At 50.4% G+C, this 25,032-nt stretch carries 19 protein-coding genes, 2 tRNA genes and 1 pseudogene; 18 read left to right on the forward strand and 4 right to left on the reverse strand.

Translation table 11 applies throughout. The features are described 5' to 3' along the window. Position 1: 1 nt before the first annotated feature. A complete protein-coding gene (locus tag I6N93_RS06225; RefSeq protein WP_139829915.1) occupies positions 2–1,219 on the reverse strand; it encodes a hypothetical protein in 1,218 nt (405 codons plus the stop codon). A 1,497-nt stretch (positions 1,220–2,716) separates the two neighbouring features. Here I6N93_RS06225 and I6N93_RS06230 point away from each other — a divergent pair. Beyond that, positions 2,717–2,790 (forward strand) — tRNA-Cys (locus tag I6N93_RS06230). Between the two features lie 7 nt (positions 2,791–2,797). Next, positions 2,798–2,884: transfer RNA gene (locus I6N93_RS06235), tRNA-Leu, on the forward strand. Positions 2,885–3,501: 617 nt separating this feature from the next. Here I6N93_RS06235 and I6N93_RS06240 read toward each other — a convergent pair. Next, positions 3,502–4,410, reverse strand: a complete 909-nt coding sequence (locus tag I6N93_RS06240; protein ID WP_085686108.1) for an MlaA family lipoprotein — start codon at positions 4,408–4,410, stop codon at positions 3,502–3,504. A 618-nt stretch (positions 4,411–5,028) separates the two neighbouring features. On the opposite strand from I6N93_RS06240, the gene I6N93_RS06245 reads away from it, so the two are divergent. The 16 genes and pseudogenes from I6N93_RS06245 (at position 5,029) to I6N93_RS06325 (ending at position 24,198) form a co-directional block, all read left to right on the forward strand. Beyond that, the gene (locus I6N93_RS06245) at positions 5,029–5,700 is read left to right on the forward strand and encodes a TetR/AcrR family transcriptional regulator (RefSeq protein ID WP_197669191.1); all 672 of its coding nucleotides are present in this window, start codon (positions 5,029–5,031) and stop codon (positions 5,698–5,700) included. A gap of 384 nt (positions 5,701–6,084) precedes the next feature. Next, a pseudogene (locus tag I6N93_RS06250) lies at positions 6,085–7,164 on the forward strand (DUF2145 domain-containing protein). A 2,052-nt stretch (positions 7,165–9,216) separates the two neighbouring features. Beyond that, the gene (flhD, locus tag I6N93_RS06260; RefSeq protein WP_085686157.1) at positions 9,217–9,567 is read left to right on the forward strand and encodes a flagellar transcriptional regulator FlhD; all 351 of its coding nucleotides are present in this window, start codon (positions 9,217–9,219) and stop codon (positions 9,565–9,567) included. A 2-nt stretch (positions 9,568–9,569) separates the two neighbouring features. Then, a complete protein-coding gene (gene flhC, locus I6N93_RS06265; protein ID WP_085686102.1) occupies positions 9,570–10,148 on the forward strand; it encodes a flagellar transcriptional regulator FlhC in 579 nt (192 codons plus the stop codon). A gap of 132 nt (positions 10,149–10,280) precedes the next feature. After that, positions 10,281–11,168: a flagellar motor stator protein MotA gene (gene motA / locus I6N93_RS06270; RefSeq protein WP_085686100.1), complete on the forward strand. Its 888-nt coding sequence runs from the start codon at positions 10,281–10,283 to the stop codon at positions 11,166–11,168. Continuing rightward, entirely contained in the window at positions 11,165–12,292 is a 1,128-nt protein-coding gene (gene motB / locus I6N93_RS06275; protein WP_085686098.1) for a flagellar motor protein MotB, read from the forward strand. The genes motA and motB overlap by 4 nt, the downstream gene beginning before the upstream one ends. A 17-nt stretch (positions 12,293–12,309) precedes the next feature. After that, the gene (gene cheA, locus I6N93_RS06280; RefSeq protein ID WP_176222523.1) at positions 12,310–14,316 is read left to right on the forward strand and encodes a chemotaxis protein CheA; all 2,007 of its coding nucleotides are present in this window, start codon (positions 12,310–12,312) and stop codon (positions 14,314–14,316) included. A 33-nt stretch (positions 14,317–14,349) separates the two neighbouring features. Further along, positions 14,350–14,847, forward strand: coding sequence for a chemotaxis protein CheW (gene cheW / locus I6N93_RS06285; RefSeq protein WP_026741070.1), 498 nt, complete (start codon positions 14,350–14,352; stop codon positions 14,845–14,847). 133 nt (positions 14,848–14,980) lie between these two features. Further along, a complete protein-coding gene (locus tag I6N93_RS06290) occupies positions 14,981–16,678 on the forward strand; it encodes a methyl-accepting chemotaxis protein (protein WP_085686094.1) in 1,698 nt (565 codons plus the stop codon). Between the two features lie 648 nt (positions 16,679–17,326). Then, positions 17,327–18,202: a protein-glutamate O-methyltransferase CheR gene (cheR, locus tag I6N93_RS06295; RefSeq protein ID WP_085686092.1), complete on the forward strand. Its 876-nt coding sequence runs from the start codon at positions 17,327–17,329 to the stop codon at positions 18,200–18,202. After that, entirely contained in the window at positions 18,202–19,254 is a 1,053-nt protein-coding gene (locus tag I6N93_RS06300; protein ID WP_085686090.1) for a protein-glutamate methylesterase/protein-glutamine glutaminase, read from the forward strand. Before cheR ends, I6N93_RS06300 begins: the two co-directional genes overlap by 1 nt. Positions 19,255–19,291: 37 nt before the next feature. Next, positions 19,292–19,681 (forward strand): chemotaxis response regulator CheY, encoded by a 390-nt coding sequence (gene cheY, locus I6N93_RS06305; RefSeq protein ID WP_085686088.1) that lies wholly within the window; start codon positions 19,292–19,294, stop codon positions 19,679–19,681. Between the two features lie 9 nt (positions 19,682–19,690). Continuing rightward, positions 19,691–20,338, forward strand: a complete 648-nt coding sequence (gene cheZ, locus I6N93_RS06310) for a protein phosphatase CheZ (protein WP_085686086.1) — start codon at positions 19,691–19,693, stop codon at positions 20,336–20,338. 224 nt (positions 20,339–20,562) lie between these two features. Next, on the forward strand, positions 20,563–21,714 hold the full coding sequence (gene flhB, locus I6N93_RS06315; RefSeq protein WP_085686085.1) for a flagellar biosynthesis protein FlhB: 1,152 nt from the start codon (positions 20,563–20,565) through the stop codon (positions 21,712–21,714). Continuing rightward, positions 21,707–23,797, forward strand: coding sequence for a flagellar biosynthesis protein FlhA (flhA, locus tag I6N93_RS06320; protein ID WP_085686083.1), 2,091 nt, complete (start codon positions 21,707–21,709; stop codon positions 23,795–23,797). Before flhB ends, flhA begins: the two co-directional genes overlap by 8 nt. Further along, on the forward strand, positions 23,794–24,198 hold the full coding sequence (locus tag I6N93_RS06325) for a flagellar protein FlhE (RefSeq protein WP_139829914.1): 405 nt from the start codon (positions 23,794–23,796) through the stop codon (positions 24,196–24,198). Before flhA ends, I6N93_RS06325 begins: the two co-directional genes overlap by 4 nt. Before the next feature lie 22 nt (positions 24,199–24,220). Here the strand turns inward: I6N93_RS06325 and I6N93_RS06330 are convergent, their stop codons facing one another. Both I6N93_RS06330 and flgM read right to left on the reverse strand, forming a co-directional pair. Then, positions 24,221–24,658: a flagella synthesis protein FlgN gene (locus I6N93_RS06330; RefSeq protein WP_085686079.1), complete on the reverse strand. Its 438-nt coding sequence runs from the start codon at positions 24,656–24,658 to the stop codon at positions 24,221–24,223. A 28-nt stretch (positions 24,659–24,686) separates the two neighbouring features. Beyond that, positions 24,687–24,983 carry a flagellar biosynthesis anti-sigma factor FlgM gene (gene flgM, locus I6N93_RS06335; RefSeq protein WP_085686077.1) on the reverse strand — a complete coding sequence of 99 codons (297 nt, stop codon included), beginning with the start codon at positions 24,981–24,983 and terminating at the stop codon, positions 24,687–24,689. Positions 24,984–25,032 lie beyond the last annotated feature (49 nt).

A 25,032-nucleotide genomic window follows, 5' to 3' on the forward strand; every position in this document is an offset into this window, starting at 1 on the left:
ATTAGTGCTTGTCTGCTGAACGGTGAAATTCAAAGGCAATCCAAACGCTATCGGTGTCAGCGTAATATTGATGGGGCGGGTAGAAGAAACAGGGGTCATCCATGCTGGCATTTTTAGCGATGTGCGATACGCCTTTCCAGGCGTCGTATTCTGTGACGATCGGCATCGGCAGATGTGTGTTCCCGGGCGCCAGTCTGAATTCTTCATAGAGTTCAGGGAAGGCTTTACCCGTATCGAACGGCGATACAGCGCCGCCTTCCGGCAGTATGGACCGTTTGCCCGCAATCGCTGCGCGGGCTTTGTCGATGTCGGTGAACTTCTGCATGCGGCCGCAGCCAATCAACTGAGTATGGATCTCGAACAGGTTGCTGCCATGCGCGGCGTGGATTCCGGCATCGGAACCGGCCGGCAGCCACCACAGATTGACATACAGTTCGTAAGGCAGCACCTTGCTGCCCGCGGGCGCGGGTAAACCGGTCAACTGCCACGGATTCACCTGGATCTTGTGGTTCAAATGAAGCTGATTCGAGATCCATAGCGGAAGCGCGGGCGTTCCCGCGGGGAAAGCGTATTTTGCCCATTGAGTATCCTGTGAAAAAATATCCGATTCGACATTGCGGGTATTGCGAACCTGAATCAGCGAGATCACGCCGTTTGCCGAGGCGTCAGCGGTGGTAATCACGGCACCCGCACGGATGATGATGCTTTGTAGCGCGGGAACGGCGTGACGCAGCGGCGTGTCATGGTGCAGGTCGCTATTGACGTGCGCCGTCGCGGCGATATAGACCGGCTGAGTGCCCAAATTGGTAAGAATGACATCGGTGTTATCCTGATGGGCGAAAAGGCCTGCCGTCTCGAATTCGTGCAGATTACTGACCATGACGCCGAACAGCAGTCCGCCGTTGAAAGGATACTCGGTCACGACATTTTCGGCAGCCCGAGGCGTAATGGTGACGGTTTTCGGCGCTGCGGGGTTTGCACCGGGAGCCAATGTCGGATCGGCGGCGACACATGAGGAGGCGATCACGCCAGGAGGACATTTTACCGGTGCAGCAGCATTGGTTACGGCCTCTTTCGCCATCGTCTTATGAGCGGTGCCGGCCAGCGCAACCGTTCCGGCGACGCAGCTTCCATATAGCAGGAACTTACGCCGGGATAGCGTGCGCTGTTTTTCCTCATGTTGAGATAAAGAACATACCTCTGCCGATTTATTCTTCACTTTAGTTTTCATTGTGACCTCTAAGTATTTATGAATTAACAATCCTGTTATCTGTCATTAAAATGACGGCCACCTAAATACCTCATTTCTTAATGCTTGATTCGGCATCAAGAAAAGCAAAATATTTCGGCGGTGATATTGTATTTATGTTGTCATCAATTTATCGGTTGTGATCTCGAAAACAAGGGAAAACACAATCGATAAATCGATGTAAATAAATCCTCACCATTTTTTTAAAATCTGTATTTATCTACTGATAACAACTACGCACGAGTTATTTTCCATCGTTACTGATGGATTAAATTCAGACAGGGCTTCTGTTATTTATACGAGAAAATACCCAAGCATTGGCACCGATAATACCTACGCGAAGCTAAGCCTTCACGCAACCACCAATGGGTGAACTACCTGTCATTGCTTAATTTGTCGCCGGTATAGCCTAATGAGGACTAATTCTCCTGGTGATTGATATACCGCCTTGTAGATCTCTCAAATTGTATATTATTAGCTGTGTCAGTATTCAATGCGTATCCTTTTCTTTATTATTGATGCGTGTGCACGGAAAGAAAGCGCGGCTGCGATTTTTAATAATATATTACACAGCAGGCTATTTATTAGGAGTAAATGTTTATTTAAAGTGTTCTTGGTAAATAAAATTGGCTTTCTTAAATCCCTATTCCCCATTTACGTACATTTTAACCAGCCTGTGTTTAGACATCCTGTTCTTTGTCAAAGATAGAGAGCGTTTTTAATAAAATTATATTTCATTTCACTTGCTAATTAGCATTCAATGTGTGACGGCGCTTTCAGTATGTTGATAGGCAACGAATATCACGTCATTTATATTTTCTATCCCGCCTCTAAACAGGATGTGGTTATAGTGTCATAACCGACCCGCTATTAAACGAGGGGTGAACATGCTGACTAAAAAATACTCAGAAAAAAGGTTGGTATTATTAAGACAATATGGAACCCGATAAATTTATTCCTCCTGGCAGTCTATTCATGTATTCACTAATCGATGATCTTATCGTTTTTTGTTCTGCAAAAGCAGGCCACCATGTTCGGTGACTGGCGATGCAACACCCGATAATTCAAGCCACGCTTATTTTACAGTGCCGCAGCTCGACTATTCTTAAGCCCGTACCTCGGGCGAGTGGTCAGCTTGCGTCCATATATACCCGCATAAAGAATGGAGGGCGTGTGTCTCGTCATATGGTGAAGCGTCGTTAGGTGCCATTGTCATTGCATCAGGATAAAAATAGAGCATTTCTTGCTGCCGTCACGGGCTGTATGACGCGAGGAGATCAACTTTTAGGCACTTGATATTTTGCGGTGTACAAAGGGCTTGCCATCCCTTCTTAACCAGTCCATAATAGCGTCCATTCCTGGTTAGGGAATAAGAAAGTTGATTCTAATCAATTGGTTAGAAAAGAAATGACAATCTGGTCCCCATTCAAAACTACATCGTTGTTATCAATGTAGGTCAGTCATTAAGGCGCGTTGGCAGAGTGGCCATGCAGCGGATTGCAAATCCGCCTACCTCGGTTCGACTCCGGGACGCGCCTCCAAATTTTGGCCCAGGTGGTGGAATCGGTAGACACAAGGGATTTAAAATCCCTCGGCGTTCGCGCTGTGCGGGTTCAAGTCCCGCCCTGGGCACCATTGAATAAAACCCATAATAATCAATCTCCTAGCAAAAGTCATCGGCCGCCATATGGCGGTTTTTTTGTGCCTGCAATAAACCTTAGAAATTAAAATGGCGGCAGTATGGCGACAGAGATTTTTGTGGCCATGATATTTTGTCGTCGAATGAGAAAAATGAACCGATACAGGGCATTTTCCTTATTCTGTATTGATGATTAAATATCCAACGTGATTTGGTTGCCGCCTGCCGCCTGCCGCCTGCCGCCTGCCGCCTGTACGGCACGGTGTTCATGGACTGATCCCTCTCCAGTAGACAATCCGGCCCTGTTGTTGGGCTGGATTGTCTACTGGGGCCGAGTTGTCCTGGCTATTCTCAGTAACGGAGTTGAAGGTGCTGATATATCCACTATTCGCGAGTGCGCTCCTTTTTCCAAACAAACCGGGATCAGGAGCGGATATTCATGCTATTGGTGATATTGGTCTTTCAGACGTTTCCCTGCCCGAAAATCTGCTTCAGCTTTCTATGACGGCTAAAGACGACGTCTTACGTATCGGCGAGTCGGCGTAACACGTCGCAACTCATCTGGCGAAAGATGCCGCCCCCGTGGCTGTTTACCCCCTCACGCAGGCGTTTATCACAGATCCTGATCTATCTGACGGTCGCGTCGCTGCATCCAGGCGTCACGCACCAGAATATATTCGTCCTCCGCCTGCTTGCGGGCTTCGTCCATCGGAAGTGCTCTCGCTCGCCCATCAACCAGTTTCATGACTTGCAGCCCATATGCCACTCCGCTGTTTTCCACGTAGCCGATGGGAGACAGTGGTTGGTCGCCGACCATGCTCAGAGTGTCGCGGACGGTTCGTGGGCCGAGTAAAGGCATAACGAGATAACGGGAATCGCTCCAGCCCCATGTGGCAAGCGTTTGGCCAAAGTCCTCCTTGGATTGACTGGATAAGCCGATGTGGGTCGCCGGATCGAAGAGGCCGCCAATTCCGATGGTCGAGTTGACGACAAAGCGTCCCAATGATTGTGCGCCCAGGCCCGGCCTACCTTGCAATGTGTGGTTGACGGCCGTCGTCGGTTCGCCCAGATTCTTGAAGAACAGCGTCACGCTTGATTGCACTGATTCTGGCGTGACTTTCTCATAGGTGACCGCGAGAGGACGGGTCACGTATCGGTCGATGCCATTGTTGACACTGTGCATCCGACGGTTGAATCCCTCCCACGGATCCCGCGCGGATCCTTCCGGACCGGGTGGAACAGCGCGGTTGGCCGACGTTGGGGGGAGCGCCGCCCGGTCGGCTTGCGCATTTTCATCGGATCGCGGTACGTTTGGCGCCGCAGCCGTCCCCGTTTTGGTGGAATCCTCTCTTCCCGGTACGCGAGCGGTGTCTGATGCAGAGGATGAGGACTTATCAGCCCGACCAACGGCAATCGGCGTAGAGGGATCTGACGCGACGGTTTTCTGTTGCACTTTATCGCTGGCGCAGGCGCTGTTAACCAGCACGATCAGGGTAAGCAGGATGAGGCGGCATGCGTTCATAGGTGTATTCCTTTCCTGTGGAGAAGGCCGTTGGTCAAGCCGTAATTTTCATCAAGCAGTCTGGCGGCCTGACTTGCCTCCATTCCGCAGTATGGCCCCGTTGTGCATGTCGAAGTTATAAAGAGCACTGCGCTACCGTGTTCTCCCTCGACTGGCTTGAGTTGTGGGGCTAGATGAGATTTATACCATAATGAACGATCGGTCATTAGTATTTTTTCCGGTTCAAATAATTTCAGTATCAGCACCGTTGTGGGTCGAGAGGCTGTGGGTTACTCCTGCCTGGGGGCCAGACGTTGATGGTTCAAAGCTCCCGCTCTGGGAGGGCGGTAATAATATAAAGAGAGCGTTCGGCAACCTTGTGTTTTAAACTCTGACGAATCAGGACTGCACCTATTTCCTCCTCATCACGAGGGGGCTGGCTAAGGCATCCAGTGATTTCACCCTGCTGGGAGTGATGGAGCGGTCTGTGGTGAGGAGTAAGCAGCGTTGTGTTCGTTTTGATGCTTACAGCCTTGAACGACGCGAAAGTGAGGAAAAGGCTTTCCTCCTGGCTCCGCTAATTCCGCTGGTCGCGTATCGGTGCTGCACGCGAACCTTGCGATCCGGCGCTTCTATGACATGGCAAATGGCAATATGAAGAAAAAAAATCCATCTACCTCCTTGATCGGTGTTGACCCCAACGAAAAAAAGAAAAGAACGCGTTTGCCCCTTGAGGTTCGGCGCCAGCAGATTCTCGATGCGGCCCTGATCGAATTCAACGCCTTGGGCTTTACTGCTGCCAGCATTTCCAGGATTGCCCGTCGGGCGGGCATATCTAAGGCCAACGTTTATGTCCACTTCGCCAGCAAGGACGATATATTCAAGACGCTCCTTGAGCAATTGATGAGCCGCTCGGAAAGCAACTGGAACCTGTTGCGGGATGTCGAAAATGCTAACGAACTTGTCGAGCGTCTTATTGATTTTGCTTACGGTGGGCTAACTGACGATACGATTGCGATCGCCCGGCTTCTCATCACTGAAGGACATCGTGTGCCGCATCTGCTCGCAAAATGGGGGGCAGGAAACATGCAAGGACGCAGGGATCGCCAGGCGCTCATTGATGGATTCGTGGCGGCCGGAGTGGTAAAGCCCAGTCCGTTGACCGAAAACTTCAGCGTTGTGATCGCCCCCGTCGTCTATGCGGCAGTCACTCAGATGGTGATGGACAAGGACAGGGCGCAGATTGAGGTGCAGGCAGTCAAAGAGACGCATCGAAAGCTACTGACTTTGTTGTTATGTCCCAGCGAATAGTCACAGTTCGCGTTGTATCTGCCTCCTGTCGGGGCAGCCCGCTTGCTGGCGGGGTGTTTGATCATTTTCGCGTCCGACCTCGCCAGAGGATCTCTTTGGCCCGGGGCCGCCGGGTCTACCGCGAAAAAGCGGGCCGATATTGTCGAACCCGATATTTACTGTCCGTGCATTCAGTAGTTGCGGGGGGAATGACCGACCGGTCATTACTGGCGTGTTGTTGTCCGGGCAAAATCGTCCGCGAATAAGACTCCGTGGTTAACCATATCGATTCCATGACGCGGCGCGAATCTCAAGCTGCGATAGCCGTTGCAGCGTTGGCGTCAAACCGCCACGCTTTTTTGGCGGAGCAACGGAGTCAATGTTTGCGTTACTTAAGAAACCCGTATGGCCTCTCTAACGATTTTTCGTCTCGTATGCCTGATTGCGGCCATCGGCACTTCGCTCCACGCGCAGGATGAAATCTTTGCGTCATCCGCGTCATCCGCGTCATCGGCCTCAAGTGCCGAATCGGCATCCCGCGGGAGCGTATCGGATTCGCTAAGCGGATCGAACGACAGCTCAGAGGATGATGAAAAGACGTCCGGCGGCAATTATCAAATCTTCAATGTTGGCGATACGCCTAACCGCACCGGATGTCGCCGTGTCACCCTGCAAGGCAATAATACCCGTCGGAACCTCGTGCTCGATCTGCCATTGGCGGTTTTCGACAAACAAGGCTTGGAAGCCGGTGATGCGGTGCTCGCTCAACAGAGGGTCTACGGTCTCGAATTCGCTCATGGCGATACGCGGAAAGCTTTTTACCTGGTGCTTGCCGACCACTGGCACGACGATCTCGCCGCACGCCAACTCTATTACACCCGTGATGAAGGATGTTCGCGTATCTACGATCAAGGGCTGGCCGGGGACGTGATGGGAACCGAAAATGGATCGCTCGGTTATATCCAGGGGGTCAGGTTCCCAGCGGGGGCGGCGCAAAAGTTGAGTTCAGCGGCGCTCGACTCGAGGCTCGCCCTACGATTGCTGGCTACCGATTACAGCGCTAACGCCTGCGCCTTTGGTTTGGACAATCAGAACTGTAACCAGTGGGTTATGGAGTTGTTCGCCGTGGCGTGAGGAGACCTTGTCGATGGCGAAAATTTGCGTGGGCGTGCGCAAGACTGGCTTCGTCAGTCGCACTATGTGCCTGACCCCGTAGAGGTTCCCTCACGTTGGATGATGTTGGCGTCGACTTTTGTGCCGTTGGTGCATCTGGATGAACATCCGATGGCGGACCGTGAGGCCATACGCTTGAAAATCAGCTTGTCGGAAACCATTGAAACTTTTCTCAAGGCGCAAATACGTGGCAGTGAACGCCTTGAAATTTGTCATGACGAACGGCGCTTAGTCGTTAGCCACGGCTGGTCTCCCATTGCGGCGGAATGTCAGCCGGGCGAGGACGGTCGTGTTATCGCCTTCGCGGGCTGACGGCGTTTTTGGCAATGACTTCGCAACCGTGTTACCCACCTTATGAACAGTTTCATAAATGCTGGCGATAGACGAGAGACAACCTGTTGCTTAGCGCAGACATTTTGTTGGATCGCCGAGTTTGATCCCGGCGAATTCGCCGCAGTTCGAATTATTCAAAGCGGAACTTATCTCTGGAGTGACTTGATAGTATTGATTCGATCAAGCAACGGTGGTAGCGCGTCTTTATCGATTAGAACATCAACAACAGCATGAACGCCTTTCATGATGGCTGCGCTTAGCGTGGTTTCCAAATCGTCCGCCTGCGCGACCTTGACGCCATCTGCGCCTAACACGGTGGCAAACAACGAAAAATCAACTTTTCAGGGAAAATGTCCTCTCCCCTTGGGGTGAACATCACCTGTGTATTCGTTGTAACGGCAAGACGGATTAATATTTCTGCGGCATGGAGACAACCGAGCTCATTTCATATAATGGCTCCGCCTGTTGTAAGCGCTTACGCTATTTTTTGCTGTTGATTCTCAACGTTATTGTCCTTTACGTATGAAAATGAAGCAGGGTTAAGGGGCTTGTTATTTATTTCATTATTTTCTTTTAAATTTTCTTTTCAATATTCATCGGAATGAAAATGCCCAGCACATGGCTATAAGATGTCGCAACATTATTAGTAGCGTCTATTGCTTCTACTCATTTTTCCTGTCTGTCGACCAGGACAATGTTGTCAAAGAAACTGCTAATGACATCGCCCGCAAGGTCGTTGATATCTTAACGGGTTATTTGTTGCAATCCCCATTAACCGTTGTGTTTTTCAATGGTGGTTGCTTAAATGAATATCACTTTTGCACGATCCAACTTCGCTGCGCGCAATCTACTGATCGTCATTTCTGTTTGGCGGCTTAAAATCAGATCCAGTCAATAATATTCACAAAATGAAGCCGCTAATAATCAACTTATATTTTTAGCATCATACAGCCACAATAAGAGCTTTACGTGTGATAGTTTTATGTCTCTGTAATAAGCTAGGTGATAAAAAAAGGAATGTATAAAATAGCTAAACTTTTGGGTATATTTATAAGCCTACTAATGAATTGAGTCTGTGTGTGGTAAAAAATGTTTATCTTTACCGAGATGGTTCTAAAGATTTAGTGATAAAAAAAAAGATGACTTTGTCATATCACCTGAATTTATATCTTGAGTCCTATATCGGTAGTGGCTCTATAAAAATGTTTAGATCTCAAAAAGCTAGCGCTATTCGAGTATTAACGCACTGCATAGCCTAGCGTTGTTGTTAGGTTGGTGACAAGTCAATAAGCAGTAAGTGAACGTTAGTTGTGTTCTGATTTCATTATGATTTGCCGTGATTGATTGTCCTACGTCCTGTAGGGTTTTGGGAAATATTGTTTCTTATTTCTGTCGGCGTCAGGCGCGGATACATGGTTTTAGCTTATATCTTGTCTTAATAAATAATTATCGGAATACTAATAAATAACGTTATTAATTTGATTTTTTTAATGGAATTTTGGTGTATTTTTGTTCTCAAGATAGGCTGTATCATAAACTAGGCTTCTTTTTATTTTAAAAACAGATAGTTGCAGTCATTATCGTGACTTTTAAAATCTTTACAAAGTGTGGTTTTTTTTCGTTTCTGTATGTTTTTTGTATAAAAAACTTTCAGTTTGTGGGAAAAAAGGCCGTAGAAATGAAAGCGAAAACTTTCATTTTTGTGATGCGCATCACATAATTGTCAAAATTCACGTGCGGCTGCGTTGTATGTGTTGGGGTATAGGCGGTAGAGTGACAACCGTTTAGGATTAATCCTATGCCTCGTTTAAGGACGACAATGGACGGAAGGGAGCTGGTGAGGTGATGGATAATAGGAGCCTAGAAGGTGTTGAGATCGGCGTGGTAAATAAAGTCGAAACAAAATTGCATAAAAGCAGTTGGCACATCTGGCACCGATAGTTTCATGCCACCTATGGAGAGTGATTATTGAACTGGGCGATAGCTAATATCACCCGATTTATGTTGAAACATAGCCTGTTGGGATGGATTATGGGTACCTCTGAACTGCTCAAGCACATTTATGATATAAACCTGTCTTATTTGTTACTGGCACAACGTTTGATTAATGACGAAAAAGCTTCTGCGATGTTTCGTTTGGGCATTGATGATGAAATGGCTAATGCGTTGATGCAGTTAACATTGCCTCAAATGGTAAAATTGGCTGAAACAAATCAGCTGATTTGTCACTTCCGCTTCAACGATCACACAACTATTAAGCAACTGACTCAGGAATCTCGTGTGGATGATTTGCAGCAGATCCATACCGGTATTCTTCTGTCTAGTCATTTACTTCAACAGTTGTCTTCAAAAGAAGAGAACGTGCCTAAGAAAAGGGCATAATAATGGCTGAGAAAAGTATTGTTCAGGAAGCTAAAGATATTCAGTTGGCCATGGAACTGATCACGCTCGGCGCTCGTTTGCAAATGCTGGAAAGTGAAACGCAGCTGAGCCGCGGACGTCTCATCAAGTTATACAAAGAATTACGAGGTAGTCCTCCGCCTAAAGGCATGCTGCCGTTTTCCACTGATTGGTTCATGACGTGGGAACAAAATATTCATTCTTCCATGTTTTACAACGCTTACCTGTATTTACTAAAAATCAGTAAGTGCAGTGGAGTTGAAGCCGTCATTAAAGCGTATCGCTTATATATCGAACAATGCTCACCACATAACGAAACGCCCTTACTGGCATTGACCCGAGCCTGGACGCTGGTCCGCTTCGTGGACAGCGGCATGTTGCAGTTGTCAGCTTGTAATTGCTGTAACGGAATGTTCATCACCCACGCGCATCAGCCTAAAAACGTTTTCGTTTGTAGTTTATGCCAACCGCCTTCCCGGGCAGTAAAAAGACGTAAACTTTCTCCAGGCGTTGCCGATATCCTACCTCAACTGCTGGACGAACAGGTTAAGCACGCAGTCTGAGCTTGGTAGCGCTAGTGAACCTGCCATTGAGTGTTATAGGCATAATGGCAGGGCTCTTTCCTCCTAAAGTCATACGCGATAAGACTGCGTTTTAACCTCACTCCACTACCCTTGTTACTATAAGGAATGCTTGTGCTGGTTATATTGGGTTATATCGTCATTATAGGCTCCATCCTGGGCGGTTATCTTATCGTCGGTGGAGAGCTAGGTGCACTTTATCAGCCTTCCGAGTTGCTGATTATCGGTGGCGCTGCCATCGGTGCGTTTATCGTGGGAAACAACGGTAAAGCAATTAAAGGCACAATCAAGGTCTTACCATTGCTCTTTAAAGGTTCGAAATATACCAAAGCGGTATATATGGACCTCATGGCCGTGCTCTTCCGACTCATGGCCAAATCACGCCAACAAGGTATGCTTTCTCTGGAATTCGATATCGATAATCCTAAAGAAAGTGAAATTTTCTCGAGTTACCCCCGCATATTGTCAGATAGTTATGTTGTTGAATTTGTGACGGATTATCTGCGTCTGATGGTCAGCGGCAACATGAACGCATTCGAAATAGAAACGTTGATGGACGAGGAAATCGAGACCGTTGAACATGAATGCGAAGTCCCTGCATCCAGTCTGACTCAGATAGGTGATGGTCTTCCCGCGTTTGGTATCGTCGCCGCAGTTATGGGCGTAGTCCACTCACTGGCTTATGTTGACCGCCCCGCCGCAGAGCTCGGAATGATGATCGCGCATGCGATGGTGGGGACCTTCCTCGGTATCCTTTTGGCCTATGGATTCGTATCACCTCTCGCATCACTGCTCCGTCAGAAAAACGCTGAAAAGATCAAAGTGTTGCAATGCATAAAAGTCACATTGCTGTCCAGCCTTAACGGCTACGCGCCGCAGATCGCCGTAGAATTTGGGCGTAAGACGCTGTATTCCACGATCCGTCCCTCATTCACTGAAATGGAGGAGCACATTCGCAATGTGAAGGCGCCGGCAGCGCAGTCAGCGGAAAGTGACGCATGAAACATCAGCACCCTATTATTCGAAAAAAGCGTAAATCAGGTCATGCTGGCCATCACGGCGGGGCCTGGAAGATTGCTTACGCCGACTTCATGACAGCCATGATGGCATTGTTCCTGGTGATGTGGCTCATCGCTATTTCATCGCCTTCCCAGTTGGCGCAGATCGCGGAATATTTCCGTACCCCGTTAAAAATTGCCATGACGAATGGTACTCGCATCGGCGACGCGTCCAGTCCTATCCCCGGTGGCGGACAAGACCCGACTCAGCAGGACGGTGAAGTCAGGAAGCAAATGGATGTTTCCAGCGATCAACGCCAGCGTGAAATAGCCAAATTAATCAAACTGCGAGACAAGCTCGATCAACTTATTGAGGCCGATCCGCGACTTCGTGCATTGCGTCCGCATCTGCTGATTGAGTTGATCGAAGAAGGTCTGAGAATACAGATTATCGATAGTCAGAAACGGCCGATGTTTAAGCGGGGCAGTGCTCAGGTTGAGCCGTATATGAGCGATATTCTGCGTGCCATTGCGCCGATCCTGAATGATATCCCTAACAAAATTAGCTTGTCCGGCCACACAGATGATGCTCCTTATGTGACCGGAGAGCGGCGTTATAGCAACTGGGAGCTGTCTGCCGATCGTGCCAATGCATCCCGACGTGAACTCATTGCCGGCGGCTTGTCTGAGGGCAAGGTGCTGCGCGTCGTCGGTATGGCTGCCACCATGGGGCTGAAGCAGGCACTGAGCGGTGATGATGCGATTAATCGGCGCATAAGCCTGGTGGTGCTAAACAAGCAGACGCAGGAAAGCATTGAGCGTGAAAACGCCGAAAACAATGCCGTTGACATTGATAAAGCTGAGAATTTACAAAATCTCAATCCTGATAATGCTAAACCTACCCCGGCACCTGCCGACAATAACAGTAGCAGCGGCGCTACGCCTGCGGCCGAAAATGGAACACCGGCACCAGCTCAAGGCGCGGCTGGAGCTCCTGGTTCGGCAACCGTCATAGAGACGAATGCCGCACCCGCTGCCGGGCGGCCACAGCCGACTACCGCTTTGCCCGCTTCTCCTGATAGCCAGGTGACGCCTTCTTCAACAAGCTACGATTCACAGCAGAGGTGACCCACGTGAGCATGGACATGAGTGCTTTCTATCAAACGTTCTTTGATGAAGCAGACGAATTGTTGGCGGATATGGAGCAGCATTTACTGCTGCTCGACCCGTCAAGCCCTGATACCGAACAGATGAATGCGATCTTCCGAGCGGCTCACTCGATCAAAGGGGGCGCTGGGACGTTTGGTTTCAAGGTATTGCAGGAAACCACGCATTTGCTGGAGAACCTGTTAGATGGTGCCAGACGCGGCGAAATGCGGCTGAGCACTGACATTATCAACCTGTTTTTGGAAACAAAAGACATTATGCAGGATCAGTTGGACGCCTATAAAACCGCGCAGGAACCGAACGCCGAAAGCTTCGAGTACATCTGCAAGGCCCTTCGTCAGCTTGCGCTTGAGTCTAAAGAAGCTGAGGGCGGAGCCGTTCCTGCCGCTGCGACCAACGAAAGTGATTCCAATTCGTCCGCAGTGCCATCCACGCCCGCGGGACATAATGAACTGCGTATTATGCTGACAGGCCTGAAAGAACAGGAAATCCCGCAGTTGCTGGAAGAACTGGCGAATTTGGGTACGGTAAAAGATTCGCATCAGACGGCGAGCAGCGTGGAAGCCACGTTGGTGACGACTGAAAGCCAAGACGATATCACTGCAGTGCTGTGCTTTGTCCTGGAGCCAGAGCAGATCAACTTCAAAACTGCCGGCGCGGGCGCGGCTTCAACTGCTGCGGCGCCGCAAGAAGCGCCCAAGCCTGAAGCGGTTGAACCAGCTCCGGCTGTGGCTGCACCGACCAAACCTGCTGCACCCGTCGCTAAACCAGCGGAAGCGGCGAAGGCTCGGCCTAAAACCGGTGATACCAGCATTCGTGTTGCCGTTGAAAAAGTTGACCAACTCATCAACCTGGTCGGAGAACTGGTGATCACGCAGTCCATGCTGGCGCAGCGTTCCAGCGAGCTGGACCCTGTGGTGCACGGCGACTTGCTGAACAGTATGGGGCAGCTTGAGCGTAACGCGCGGGATCTTCAGGAATCCGTCATGTCCATCCGTATGATGCCGATGGAATATGTCTTCAGCCGCTTCCCGCGCCTGGTTCGTGATTTAGCCGCCAAGCTGGGCAAAGAAGTCGAATTGACCTTGCAAGGCAGCTCTACCGAACTCGATAAGAGCCTGATTGAACGCATCATAGACCCGCTGACTCACCTGGTGCGTAACAGCCTTGACCACGGTATTGAACCTCCCGAGGATCGTGTCGCCGCCGGCAAAACGGCCGTGGGTAATCTGACCTTGTCCGCTGAACATCAGGGCGGCAACATTTGTATCGAAGTCATCGATGACGGCGCCGGGCTGAACCGTGAACGTATTCTTGCCAAGGCGCTCTCTCAGGGACTCTCCGTCAGCGACAGCATGACGGATGAAGAAGTCGGGATGCTGATCTTCGCACCCGGATTCTCTACGGCGGAAAAGGTCACTGACGTTTCTGGCCGCGGCGTGGGTATGGACGTGGTTAAACGAAATATCCAGGAGATGGGCGGTCATGTGGAAATCTACTTTCAGAAAGGGAAGGGAACTACTATCCGGATTCTGCTGCCATTGACTCTGGCGATTCTGGATGGCATGTCCGTCAAGGTTAACGGCGAAGTCTTCATTCTGCCGCTGAATGCGGTGATGGAATCTCTTCAGCCGCAGTCTGAAGACCTCTATCCGCTGGCTGGCGGCGAGCGGGTATTGCAGGTTCGCGGCGAATATCTGCCGCTGATTGAGCTTTATCAGGTGTTTGATGTAGAAAATGCGAAGACGGATGCGACTCAGGGCATTGTCGTCATTCTGCAAAGTGCGGGACGTCGTTACGCGTTGCTGGTTGATCAACTGATTGGTCAGCATCAGGTGGTAGTGAAAAACCTGGAAAGCAACTACCGCAAGGTGCCAGGCGTTTCAGGCGCAACAATTCTGGGCGATGGAAGTGTTGCGCTGATTGTTGATGTGTCGGCGTTGCAGGCGCTTTATCGTGAAAAGCGTGTGGTAGAGACCGCTTAACAAAAAACGGCTATTGATAATAAGGTGAGTAACATGACTGGACTTGCAAACGTCACAAAACTGGCAGGTGAAACCGTAGGGCAGGAATTCCTGATCTTTACGCTTGGCGACGAAGAATACGGCGTCGATATTCTGAAGGTACAGGAAATCCGGGGTTACGATCAGGTGACTCGCATTGCCAACACGCCTTCCTTTATTAAAGGTGTAACCAACCTGCGCGGCGTTATCGTTCCGATCGTTGACTTACGCATTAAATTTGCACAGCAGGAAGTTGACTATGATGACAATACGGTCGTTATTGTCCTGAACCTGGGACAGCGCGTCGTGGGGATCGTCGTTGACGGAGTCTCTGATGTGCTGTCTTTGACCGCGGATCAGATCCGTCCGGCACCGGAGTTTGCGGTAACGCTTTCGACGGAATATCTAACAGGCCTAGGCTCCTTGGGTGAACGGATGCTGATTCTGGTGGATATTGAAAAGCTGTTGAGTAGCGAAGAAATGGCGTTGGTTGATAGCGTGCTGAAAGGTTGATTTAAACATACTCATCACTCGGGCCATCGCAATGATGGCCCGAGTTGTGTGTAATGAATTTTTTAAACGGAAATCTGTCCAGGTAATGTCCAATTACCGGTGATCGACTCATGGAACTATGGAAAAGGCTCAAATGCTTAATCGTATTAAAGTGGTAACGAGTTTAGTTCTTATCTTGGCATTGTTCAGTGCTCTTCAATTCATCTCTGGTGGTCTGTTTTTCAATGCGTTGAAAACGGATCGTGAGATTTTTCGCGATACTCGCATCCTCAACGATCAAAAATCAGAGTTAGACGCAACTTGGACGTACCTGCTGCAGGCACGAAATACGCTTAACCGCGCCGGTTCACGTTTGGCGCTGAATCAAAGTACTCAGTCTACGAATAATTCGGCCGCGAATGAACTCATCGAATTAGCAAAAAAACAGTTGCAGACGGCCAACGATCGTTTCGGCAACTACGAAAAAATCCCGTATTCGCCAAAACAGGATAAAGCTATTCAGGCGGCGGTTAAAGCCGATTTCAACGCGTTGAATGGTGCATTAAGCGAACTGATCGTGTTCATCACAACGGATAAGCTGCAGGCTTTCCTCGATCAGCCGACACAGAGTTATCAGAACACGTTCGAAAAAACCTACCTGACCTATCGTGATTCCTATGATGCCATTTACAAAAACGCCATAGAAGAAAATGCATCGGCATACAGTTTTTCATTGTGGATCCTTGGTTCTATCGTGGTCCTCGTCATGTTTATGTCCAGCGTAGTTTGGCTGGGCGTTAACCGTGCTCTTATCCAACCGCTGAATAAGATTGTCGAAAATATCCGTTATATGGCGAAAGGCGATCTGACTCATCGTCTTGAATTTCAGGGTACTAATGAAATGGGTATTCTGGCCGACAGCCTTCGCCATATGCAGAGTGAATTCATTACTACAGTGAGTGCAGTACGTCAGGGTGCCGAAGCAATTTATACCGGTTCAACTGAAATCAGCGCTGGTAATAACGATCTGTCCTCACGTACCGAGCAGCAAGCCGCATCCCTCGAAGAAACGGCGGCGAGCATGGAACAACTGACGGCTACGGTGAAACAAAACGCCGAAAATGCGCGTCAGGCCAGCCAACTGGCGCTGAGCGCCTCGGAAACGGCGCAGAAGGGGGGGCAGGTTGTCGATAACGTGGTTAAAACGATGCACAATATTGCTGGCAGCTCGCAAAAAATTTCTGATATCACCAGCGTGATTGATGGTATCGCCTTCCAGACCAACATCCTTGCGCTGAATGCTGCGGTTGAAGCGGCCCGTGCCGGCGAACAAGGTCGTGGTTTTGCGGTGGTCGCAGGTGAGGTCCGTAATCTGGCGCAGCGCAGCGCCCAGGCGGCCAAAGAGATCAAAACGCTTATCGACGACTCTGTCGGACGTGTGGCCGAAGGGTCAAAACTGGTCGAAACGGCGGGTGAAACTATGGGCGAGATTGTCGGCGCGGTAACCCGCGTAACCGACATCATGGGCGAAATTGCTTCCGCTTCCGATGAACAGAGCAAAGGCATTGATCAGGTGGGTCAGGCCGTGACGGAAATGGACCGGGTGACTCAGCAGAACGCCGCTTTGGTAGAAGAATCAGCATCTGCTGCGGTCGCCCTTGAAGAACAGGTTCGTGGATTAAACCATTCGGTGTCGCTGTTCCGTTTGCCGGAAGAAAAAAACGCCTTTCGTCCTGCCATTGCGCCAGCGGCGGCGAAAACGGCGCTGCTTAGCTCATCGGCGGGAAAATCGCCAGGTAAAACTAGCGCTGTGGCGGTAGGTTCATCCAGTGATAATTGGGAAAAGTTCTAACGATTTCCCAGATCGTCGCGGAATGTTAAGTGTAATTTCCACTACGCTTGAATTTGTACCGGCGATCGTCTGTCTGGCCTCATTTGAGGCCGGAAAAATCGTTTTAGCGAGCCGAAAGGTTATATTTTCGGCTAATACGCGCTGAAAAAGCGTATTGCGTTAAAGAAAGGTCGGCATCAGCCGATGGAGTTAGTACAGGGGACATGTCGAGCCGGATCATGGGCTGACAGCTCCGCGTGAGTTGGGCAAAGACTGAAGTCACACAGCAAAACTTATAGCCTTAATGGCAGCGCTGCCGGAAACCGGCAGCCTATTATAAAAGCAAATTTTTGATTGATGGCCGTGGTTAACGATATGTAGACATGGCTACTGTAGCCTCCGACAGCGAGTATAGAGGTAGCGAAGTGGGTAAAACGCAGTGACTAGATGGACGTGTCACCCGAGCTAATTAAGCGTTGATATAAAAATCAGCAGCATCTCGGAGGTTGAGGGGCACAGGGTTGAATGTTTACCAGTAAGGCGCTGCGGCTGCGCCATACATCTGCAGAAGATGGATATCTGATAAATGGTATGCCTGTAATTGCTGTTAGGGACGAGCCCATATTCAAAAACAAGAAGATAACCTATCCATTTTCGGGCAGTTAGACAATGAAAAATACGACATCGCCAAATCATTCTGGATCTGCATCAATTTTGTCGCAGATGGTTGAACGGTTACCGCTTTCTGACACGCATTTTAAACGTATCAGCCAGCTTATCTATCAACGTGCCGGTATCGTGTTGGCCGATCACAAGCGGGAAATGGTTTACAACCGTTTGGTTCGGCGTCTGCGACTGCTGGGCATAAACGATTTCGGTCAATACCTGGCGCTATTGGAGTCTGATCCCAATAGCGCTGAATGGCAGGCGTTCACCAACGCATTGACCACCAACCTGACGGCTTTTTTCCGTGAGGCGCATCATTTCCCGATCTTGGCTGAACATGCCCGCAAGCGGCAGGGTAACTATTCCGTTTGGAGTACCGCGGCTTCTACGGGGGAAGAGCCTTATTCGCTAGCGATGACGTTGTCAGAGGTTTTTGGCGACAAATCACATAATCATTACCAGGTGATTGCCAGCGATATCGATACTCAGGTGCTGGAAAAGGCTTCTGCCGGAATATACCGACAGGATGAGTTGCGCTCGCTCTCTCCGCAACAGATGCAGCGCTTCTTCTTACGCGGTACCGGTCCGCACAGCGGGCTGGTTCGCGTGCGGCCTGAGCTGGCTTCAATGGTTCATTTCCAGCAGTTGAATCTCTTGGCGCCTGAATGGGCCGTTCCCGCGCCGTTTGATGCCATCTTTTGCCGTAACATCATGATTTATTTCGACAAAGAAACACAGGAACGCATCCTGCGCCGCTTTGTTCCGCTGCTTAAACCCGGCGGATTACTATTTGCTGGTCATTCAGAGAATTTCAGTCAGATCAGTCGGGAATTCTATCTGCGCGGGCAGACTGTGTATGGGCTGGCTAAGGAAAGATAATGAGCAAAATAAAAGTTTTGTGCGTTGACGACTCAGCGCTCATGCGTCAAATCATGACTGAGATCATCAATAGTCATCCCGATATGGAAGTGGTGGCGACCGCGCCGGATCCTCTGGTGGCGCGAGACCTGATAAAAAAATTTAATCCACAGGTTCTGACGTTGGATGTCGAAATGCCGCGCATGGACGGATTAGATTTTCTCGAAAAACTGATGAGACTACGACCGATGCCGGTTGTTATGGTGTCATCGTTGACAGGTAAAGGATCGGAAATCACGCTGCGGGCGCTTGAACTGGGGGCGATCGATTTTGTGACCAAACCACAGTTAGGGATCCGTGAAGGCATGCTGGCGTACAGCGAGCTGATCGCGGACAAGATCCGCACGGCCGCCAAGGCGCGTCTACCGCAACACAGCCAGAGCGCTGCTGCGCCGGTGAAAGTGCTCAGTACGCCACTATTAAGTAGTGAAAAGCTGATTGCGATCGGCGCATCAACCGGCGGTACAGAGGCGATTCGCCATGTTCTTCAGCCGCTGCCGCCGACCAGCCCAGCGGTTATTATTACGCAGCATATGCCCCCGGGTTTCACCAAATCTTTCGCCGAGCGTCTCAACAAGCTGTGTCAGATCACGGTGAAAGAAGCGGAAGACGGAGAACGTGTTCTGCCCGGTCATGCGTATATCGCGCCGGGAGCCCGTCACATGGAGCTTTCGCGCAGCGGGGCAAACTACCAGGTTAAGCTGCATGACGAGGCACCGGTGAACCGGCATCGTCCTTCCGTTGATGTGTTATTCCGCTCCGTCGCGAAATTCGCGGGCCGCAACGCGGTCGGCGTTATTCTGACGGGAATGGGTAACGACGGCGCGATGGGAATATTGGAAATGCATCAGGCCGGCGCATACACGATGGCGCAAAATGAAGCCAGCTGTGTAGTTTTCGGTATGCCTCGAGAGGCTATTGCGCTCGGTGGTGTCGACGAAGTGGTGGATTTGCACCAGGTAAGTCAGCGAATGCTGGCTCAAATTTCTGCCGGACAGGCATTACGTATATAGCAGCTCCGAGTGAGCAATAATAACTGTAGGAGTAGGTATGGCTGATAAAGAACTCAGATTTTTAGTGGTAGATGATTTCTCGACGATGCGTCGTATCGTCAGAAATCTGCTAAAAGAGCTGGGCTTTAACAATGTGGAAGAAGCGGAAGATGGTGCAGATGCTCTAAACAAGCTGCGCGCCGGTGGTTTTGACTTCGTTATTTCCGACTGGAATATGCCCAACATGGATGGTCTGGAACTGTTGCAAACCATTCGCGCCGACGGCACGCTTTCCAAACTTCCGGTACTGATGGTGACCGCAGAAGCGAAGAAAGAGAACATTATTGCAGCAGCGCAGGCTGGTGCCAGCGGTTATGTGGTTAAACCATTTACCGCGGCTACGCTTGAAGAAAAGCTGGGTAAAATTTTCGAAAAGCTGGGTATGTAAGGAGATGTCATGAATCCACATCCGGTGCCCCCTGTTAACGATAACGCTTCTGCGACCGAGATCATTTCCCGTATCGGTCAACTGACTCGTATGCTGCGTGATAGCCTGAAAGAGCTGGGCTTGGATCATGCGATTGCCGAAGCGGCGGAAGCAATTCCTGACGCTCGCGATCGTCTTGATTATGTTGTTCAGATGACCGCACAGGCGGCAGAACGCGCTTTGAACTGTGTTGAGGCTTCTCAGCCGCGGCAAAATAAGTTGGAAGAAGACGCTAAATCCCTGACGACGCGTTGGGATGAGTGGTTTGAAAATCCGATCGAGTTGGCCGATGCACGTGAGCTGGTAACGGATACCCGTAGTTATCTACAGGAAGTTCCCGAACATACCTCTTTCACCAATGCTCAGTTACTGGAAATCATGATGGCGCAGGACTTCCAGGATCTGACGGGACAGGTCATTAAACGCATGATGGACGTTGTCCAGGAGATTGAGAAACAGCTGCTGATGGTCTTGCTGGAAAATATGCCTGAGAAAAAGGCTGAACCTAAGCGTGCTGGTGATGGGCTGCTCAATGGTCCTCAAGTCGACAAAACCGCTGCAGGTATTGTCTCAAATCAGGATCAGGTCGACGACCTGCTAGACAGCCTCGGATTCTGATCCGCCCGATCCCTGACAGTCTACAGATTGGGGGGGATATCAGGCAAAGGTATGTGGATTTTTACGGTCGGACCTTCTTCCGACCGTAAATCCTCTCTCTATTGACTTATGCATCAAATAGCCGCCTCTTTTCTTCTTTTTTCGACCCATCAAGTTTTTTCTTATTTGTCATGCTAATCGCGTGTATTTTTCGTTTTGGTCAGTAACAAACAGGAACAGCTAACGTGGCAGACGATAGCGATCTGGAAAAAACAGAGGCCCCCACAGCCCACCGAACGGAAAAAGCCCGCGAGGAAGGTCAAGTTCCTCGATCCCGAGAATTGACATCTATTCTCATGCTCATTATTGGGCTGGGAATATTGTGGATGACAGGTGAAATGATGTACCAGAGGCTCGGTATAATGCTGAGTCAGGGATTGTATTTCAATCACGACATCATTAATGACAACAAACAGATGGGACGCCATGTTTTTGCATTGCTGAAAATGGCTGTGCTGGCATTAGTCCCGATTATGATGGGCATGGTCCTGATCGCCATTGGCGCTCCAATTGTGCTGGGTGGGTTAGTGTTCAGCACCAAGTCCTTCGAGTTCAGTCTTGAAAAACTCGATCCTATTGCAGGGCTTAAACGGTTGTTCTCATCTCAGATGCTGGCTGAATTGTTTAAAGCCGTCATCAAAGCGTTGGTCGTCGGTTTTGTGACCGGGCTGTTCCTTTGGCTCAAATGGCCGGAGATTCTGCGTTTAATTTCCGAACCGCTGGTCACGGCGCTCGGCGATGCGCTGGAGCTGGCGATTTACTGCGGTTTTTTGGTACTGCTCAGCATGATCCCCATGGTGGCCTTTGACGTCTTTTGGCAGATCTGGAGCCACTTAAAAAAACTGCGCATGAGCAAGCAGGATATTCGGGATGAGTTCAAACAGAACGAAGGCGATCCGCATATCAAAGGGCGTATTCGTCAGATGCAACGGGCGATAGCCCAGCGCCGTATGATGGCCGATGTCCCGAAAGCCGATGTGATTGTGACTAACCCGACGCATTTTGCGGTCGCGCTGCAGTACAACGACAAAAAGATGAGTGCACCCAAGGTATTAGCCAAAGGCGCCGGAGATATCGCACTGAAGATTCGGGAAATCGGCGCTGAACATCGCGTGCCGACGTTGGAAGCGCCCCCTCTGGCGAGGGCGCTTTATAAGCACGCTGAAATTGGAAAAAGCATCCCTGCCACACTGTATGCGGCCGTTGCCGAAGTGCTGGTCTGGGTTTACCAAATTAAACGTTGGAAACGCGAAGGCGGCCTGACGCCGCAGAAACCAACCCATTTATCTGTGCCAGATTCACTGGACTTTGCAAAAGAGAACACGACTGATGGCTAATCTGGCTTCATTGCTACGCTTGCCAGGCAACTTAAAAGACACGCAGTGGCAGGTTTTGGCAGGACCGATTCTAATTCTGATGATTCTGTCGATGATGGTGCTTCCGCTGCCACCGTTTATTCTGGATCTGCTGTTTACCTTTAATATCGCGCTTTCCGTTATGGTGCTTTTGGTCGCCATGTTCACCCAGCGGACGTTGGAGTTCGCCGCATTCCCGACGATTCTGCTGTTTTCCACGCTGTTGCGGCTCTCGCTCAACGTCGCCTCCACGCGAATCATTCTTTTGGAAGGCCACACGGGAGCCGGAGCCGCCGGGAAGGTGGTGGAAGCCTTCGGTCACTTCCTGGTGGGGGGTAACTTCGCTATTGGTATCGTGGTGTTTATCATCTTGGTCCTGATCAACTTTATGGTTATTACTAAAGGTGCCGGGCGTATCGCCGAAGTCGGCGCACGTTTTGTGCTGGATGGAATGCCGGGTAAACAGATGGCGATTGACGCCGATCTTAATGCCGGAATCATTGGTGAAGCCGAAGCGAAAAAGCGTCGCTCTGAAGTGACACAGGAAGCCGACTTTTACGGATCAATGGACGGCGCCAGTAAGTTTGTGCGCGGCGATGCTATCGCCGGGTTGATGATCATGGCCATCAACATCATCGGCGGCCTGTTGGTTGGGGTCATTCAGCACAATATGGATCTGGGACATGCGGCTCAGAGCTATACGTTGTTGACCATCGGCGACGGTCTGGTCGCGCAGATCCCGGCATTGGTAATTTCTACCGCAGCCGGTGTCATCGTGACTCGCGTCAGCACTGAGCAGGATGTCGGCGAGCAGATGGTTACCCAGCTGTTTAATAATCCTAAAGTGATGGTGCTGAGCGCCGGCGTCCTCGGTTTGATCGGCCTGGTTCCGGGCATGCCTAACTTCGTCTTTCTACTGTTTACCGCGATATTGCTGGGCGTCGCCTGGTGGACGCGTGGAAAGGCCGAACGTAAAGCGGCGACGGCGGCAGAGCCCGTGCTGGCGGAAAGTCAGCAGCAGCAAATTGTTGAAGCCAGTTGGGATGACGTCCAATTAGAAGACCAACTCGGTCTCGAAGTGGGCTATCGACTCATCCCGATGGTGGACTTCCAACAAAACGGCGAACTGCTGGGACGAATCCGAAGTATTCGTAAAAAATTCGCTCAGGAAATCGGCTTCCTTCCGCCGGTTGTTCATATTCGAGATAACCTCGAGCTGCAGCCCGCGGGTTACCGCATCTTGATGAAAGGGGTTGAAATCGGGAGTGGTGAAGCGCATCCGGGGCGTTGGATGGCGATTAATCCCGGTAGCGCCGCAGGTAAACTGGTGGGCGAGGTTACGAAAGACCCCGCATTCGGTTTGCCCGCCGTATGGATCGAAAGCGCCCTGAAAGATCAGGCGCAGGCGCAAGGCTTTACGGTGGTTGAATCCAGTACCGTGGTGGCGACGCATCTGAACCATTTGATCAACGTATATGCCAGCGACCTGTTTGGTCGTCAGGAAGCGCAGCAGTTGATGGATCGCGTCACGAAGGAGATGCCTAAGCTGGCTGATGATTTTATTCCAAATGTGGTGACGCTGACGGTGCTGCACAAAGTGCTGCAGAATCTGCTGTCTGAGCGTGTGTCCATTCGTGACATGTGTACGATTCTGGAAACGTTGTCTGAGCATGCTGCGATCCAGAAAGACCCGAACGAACTTACCGTGGTCGTTCGCGTGGCACTGGGCCGTGCCATTACTCAGCAATGGTTCCCGGGTAACGATGATATTCAGGTGATCGGTCTGGAATCGTCACTGGAGCGCGTACTGCTTCAGGCGATGCAGAACGGCGGCGGTTTGGAGCCGGGGCTGGCCGAAAGACTGCTTGCGCAGGCTCAGGACGCGGTTCAACACCAGGAAGCGCTGGGCGCGCCGCCGGTTTTGCTGGTCACGCACGCGCTTCGCCCGCTACTGTCGCGATTCCTGCGCCGCAGCCTGCCGCAGTTGGTCGTACTTTCTAATCAGGAAATTACCGACAGCCGTCAGATTCGCATGACGTCAGTCATTGGCGGGTCAGGGCAGTGAAACGTTTTGCAATAATGCTGTTGTTGGTGGCCGGTATCGCTGGCGCCGCCGATAAGCATCCCGTATGGGAAGGTGCCAATCTGCTAATCAGTCAGAAGGGTGTTGCCAAACGCTCGGTTCTACTTCATTCCAACGGCTCCTTCCCCAAAGGGGCCGTTTTGACCTCGGTCCTCTGGCGTTATGAGCTGTTGACACGTAACTCAACCGGATTGCACGCCTCTCTCTGCATTCCTGTACAGTGTGTTCGTCTTAATGGGCAAAATGGAAGTACCGAGATGTTCGCGGGATTATCGGCGGAAACGCCTTTCTATCTGGTATTTCATGTCCCCGGCAAAGGCGCTTTGCGACAGCCTATGCGAGTGACGAAATACCAGCTGATAGTCAACTACACCAAAGAATAACGCGACTGATTTGGATGATGTCTCAGACGCTGAACTTGCGGCCCAGATGTGAACCGCTGTTCTCGGTGTGACCGTTCGGGCCATAGATGCCTTGACGCTGTTTCTGCTCCAGGAAGGCCAGCGACTGCTGGTTATTTTCCATGTGCGCGTTCAGCAATAGACCATTGCGATGATTGTACTGGCTCAACTCGCGCGTCAGCTCGTGAATCTGAGACCACTGAGCATTCAGCTCCGGCGAGTGGGGGTAGGGAGGTTTAACCGACAACTGCTCATCCAGCGCCAGGCGCTGGTTATCAAAATGCTTGAGAATGGACAACTGCTCGTTCTTATTCTCAGTCACCCGGTGCAAAAACGACGGATTGACCTGGCGCGCGCTCAATTCATCCTGCTCTTGAGACAGAATGTCTTTGAGTGACACCAGGCTATTCAGCATCTGTTCCAGAACTTCATTTATTTGCATGGGCCAACGTTGCCTTTTAATAATCCAATCAGAAAGGTGTCTGTACTTCGCTCAACAGCGCATCGGCGATTTTACCCACGTCGACTTCCAGCTTTCCATCCTTGATGGCCTGCTTAAGGGTGTCGACTTTTTCCATATCGATGTCCTGGCTGCTCGGCTGCATCAGGCTGGACTGGGCCTCGCTTAGGCTAACCTGCGTCTGGCTGGGCGTGCTTGCTGCGCTGCTTGATGAAGTAGATTTATTTTTTACGCTGTGAAGTAAATCTGATTCCGTATTTTGAACTGATTTTATTCCAGATACCGGACGAGTACTGTCAATGCTCATATGGCCTCCCTACTTACAAAAATTATATCGGTATAGTGACTGAATACTT

Source organism: Lonsdalea populi (assembly GCF_015999465.1).
Taxonomy (GTDB): domain Bacteria; phylum Pseudomonadota; class Gammaproteobacteria; order Enterobacterales; family Enterobacteriaceae; genus Lonsdalea; species Lonsdalea populi.

Coding starts and splice junctions, on each gene's coding strand:
- I6N93_RS06240 (WP_085686108.1), bottom strand. CDS start 4,410: ATGAACGCATGCCGCCTCATCCTGCTTACCCTGATCGTGCTGGTTAAC.
- I6N93_RS06245 (WP_197669191.1), top strand. CDS start 5,029: ATGGCAAATGGCAATATGAAGAAAAAAAATCCATCTACCTCCTTGATC.
- flhD (WP_085686157.1), top strand. CDS start 9,217: ATGGGTACCTCTGAACTGCTCAAGCACATTTATGATATAAACCTGTCT.
- flhC (WP_085686102.1), top strand. CDS start 9,570: ATGGCTGAGAAAAGTATTGTTCAGGAAGCTAAAGATATTCAGTTGGCC.
- motB (WP_085686098.1), top strand. CDS start 11,165: ATGAAACATCAGCACCCTATTATTCGAAAAAAGCGTAAATCAGGTCAT.
- cheA (WP_176222523.1), top strand. CDS start 12,310: ATGAGTGCTTTCTATCAAACGTTCTTTGATGAAGCAGACGAATTGTTG.
- cheW (WP_026741070.1), top strand. CDS start 14,350: ATGACTGGACTTGCAAACGTCACAAAACTGGCAGGTGAAACCGTAGGG.
- I6N93_RS06290 (WP_085686094.1), top strand. CDS start 14,981: ATGCTTAATCGTATTAAAGTGGTAACGAGTTTAGTTCTTATCTTGGCA.
- cheR (WP_085686092.1), top strand. CDS start 17,327: ATGAAAAATACGACATCGCCAAATCATTCTGGATCTGCATCAATTTTG.
- I6N93_RS06300 (WP_085686090.1), top strand. CDS start 18,202: ATGAGCAAAATAAAAGTTTTGTGCGTTGACGACTCAGCGCTCATGCGT.
- cheY (WP_085686088.1), top strand. CDS start 19,292: ATGGCTGATAAAGAACTCAGATTTTTAGTGGTAGATGATTTCTCGACG.
- cheZ (WP_085686086.1), top strand. CDS start 19,691: ATGAATCCACATCCGGTGCCCCCTGTTAACGATAACGCTTCTGCGACC.
- flhA (WP_085686083.1), top strand. CDS start 21,707: ATGGCTAATCTGGCTTCATTGCTACGCTTGCCAGGCAACTTAAAAGAC.
- I6N93_RS06330 (WP_085686079.1), bottom strand. CDS start 24,658: ATGCAAATAAATGAAGTTCTGGAACAGATGCTGAATAGCCTGGTGTCA.
- flgM (WP_085686077.1), bottom strand. CDS start 24,983: ATGAGCATTGACAGTACTCGTCCGGTATCTGGAATAAAATCAGTTCAA.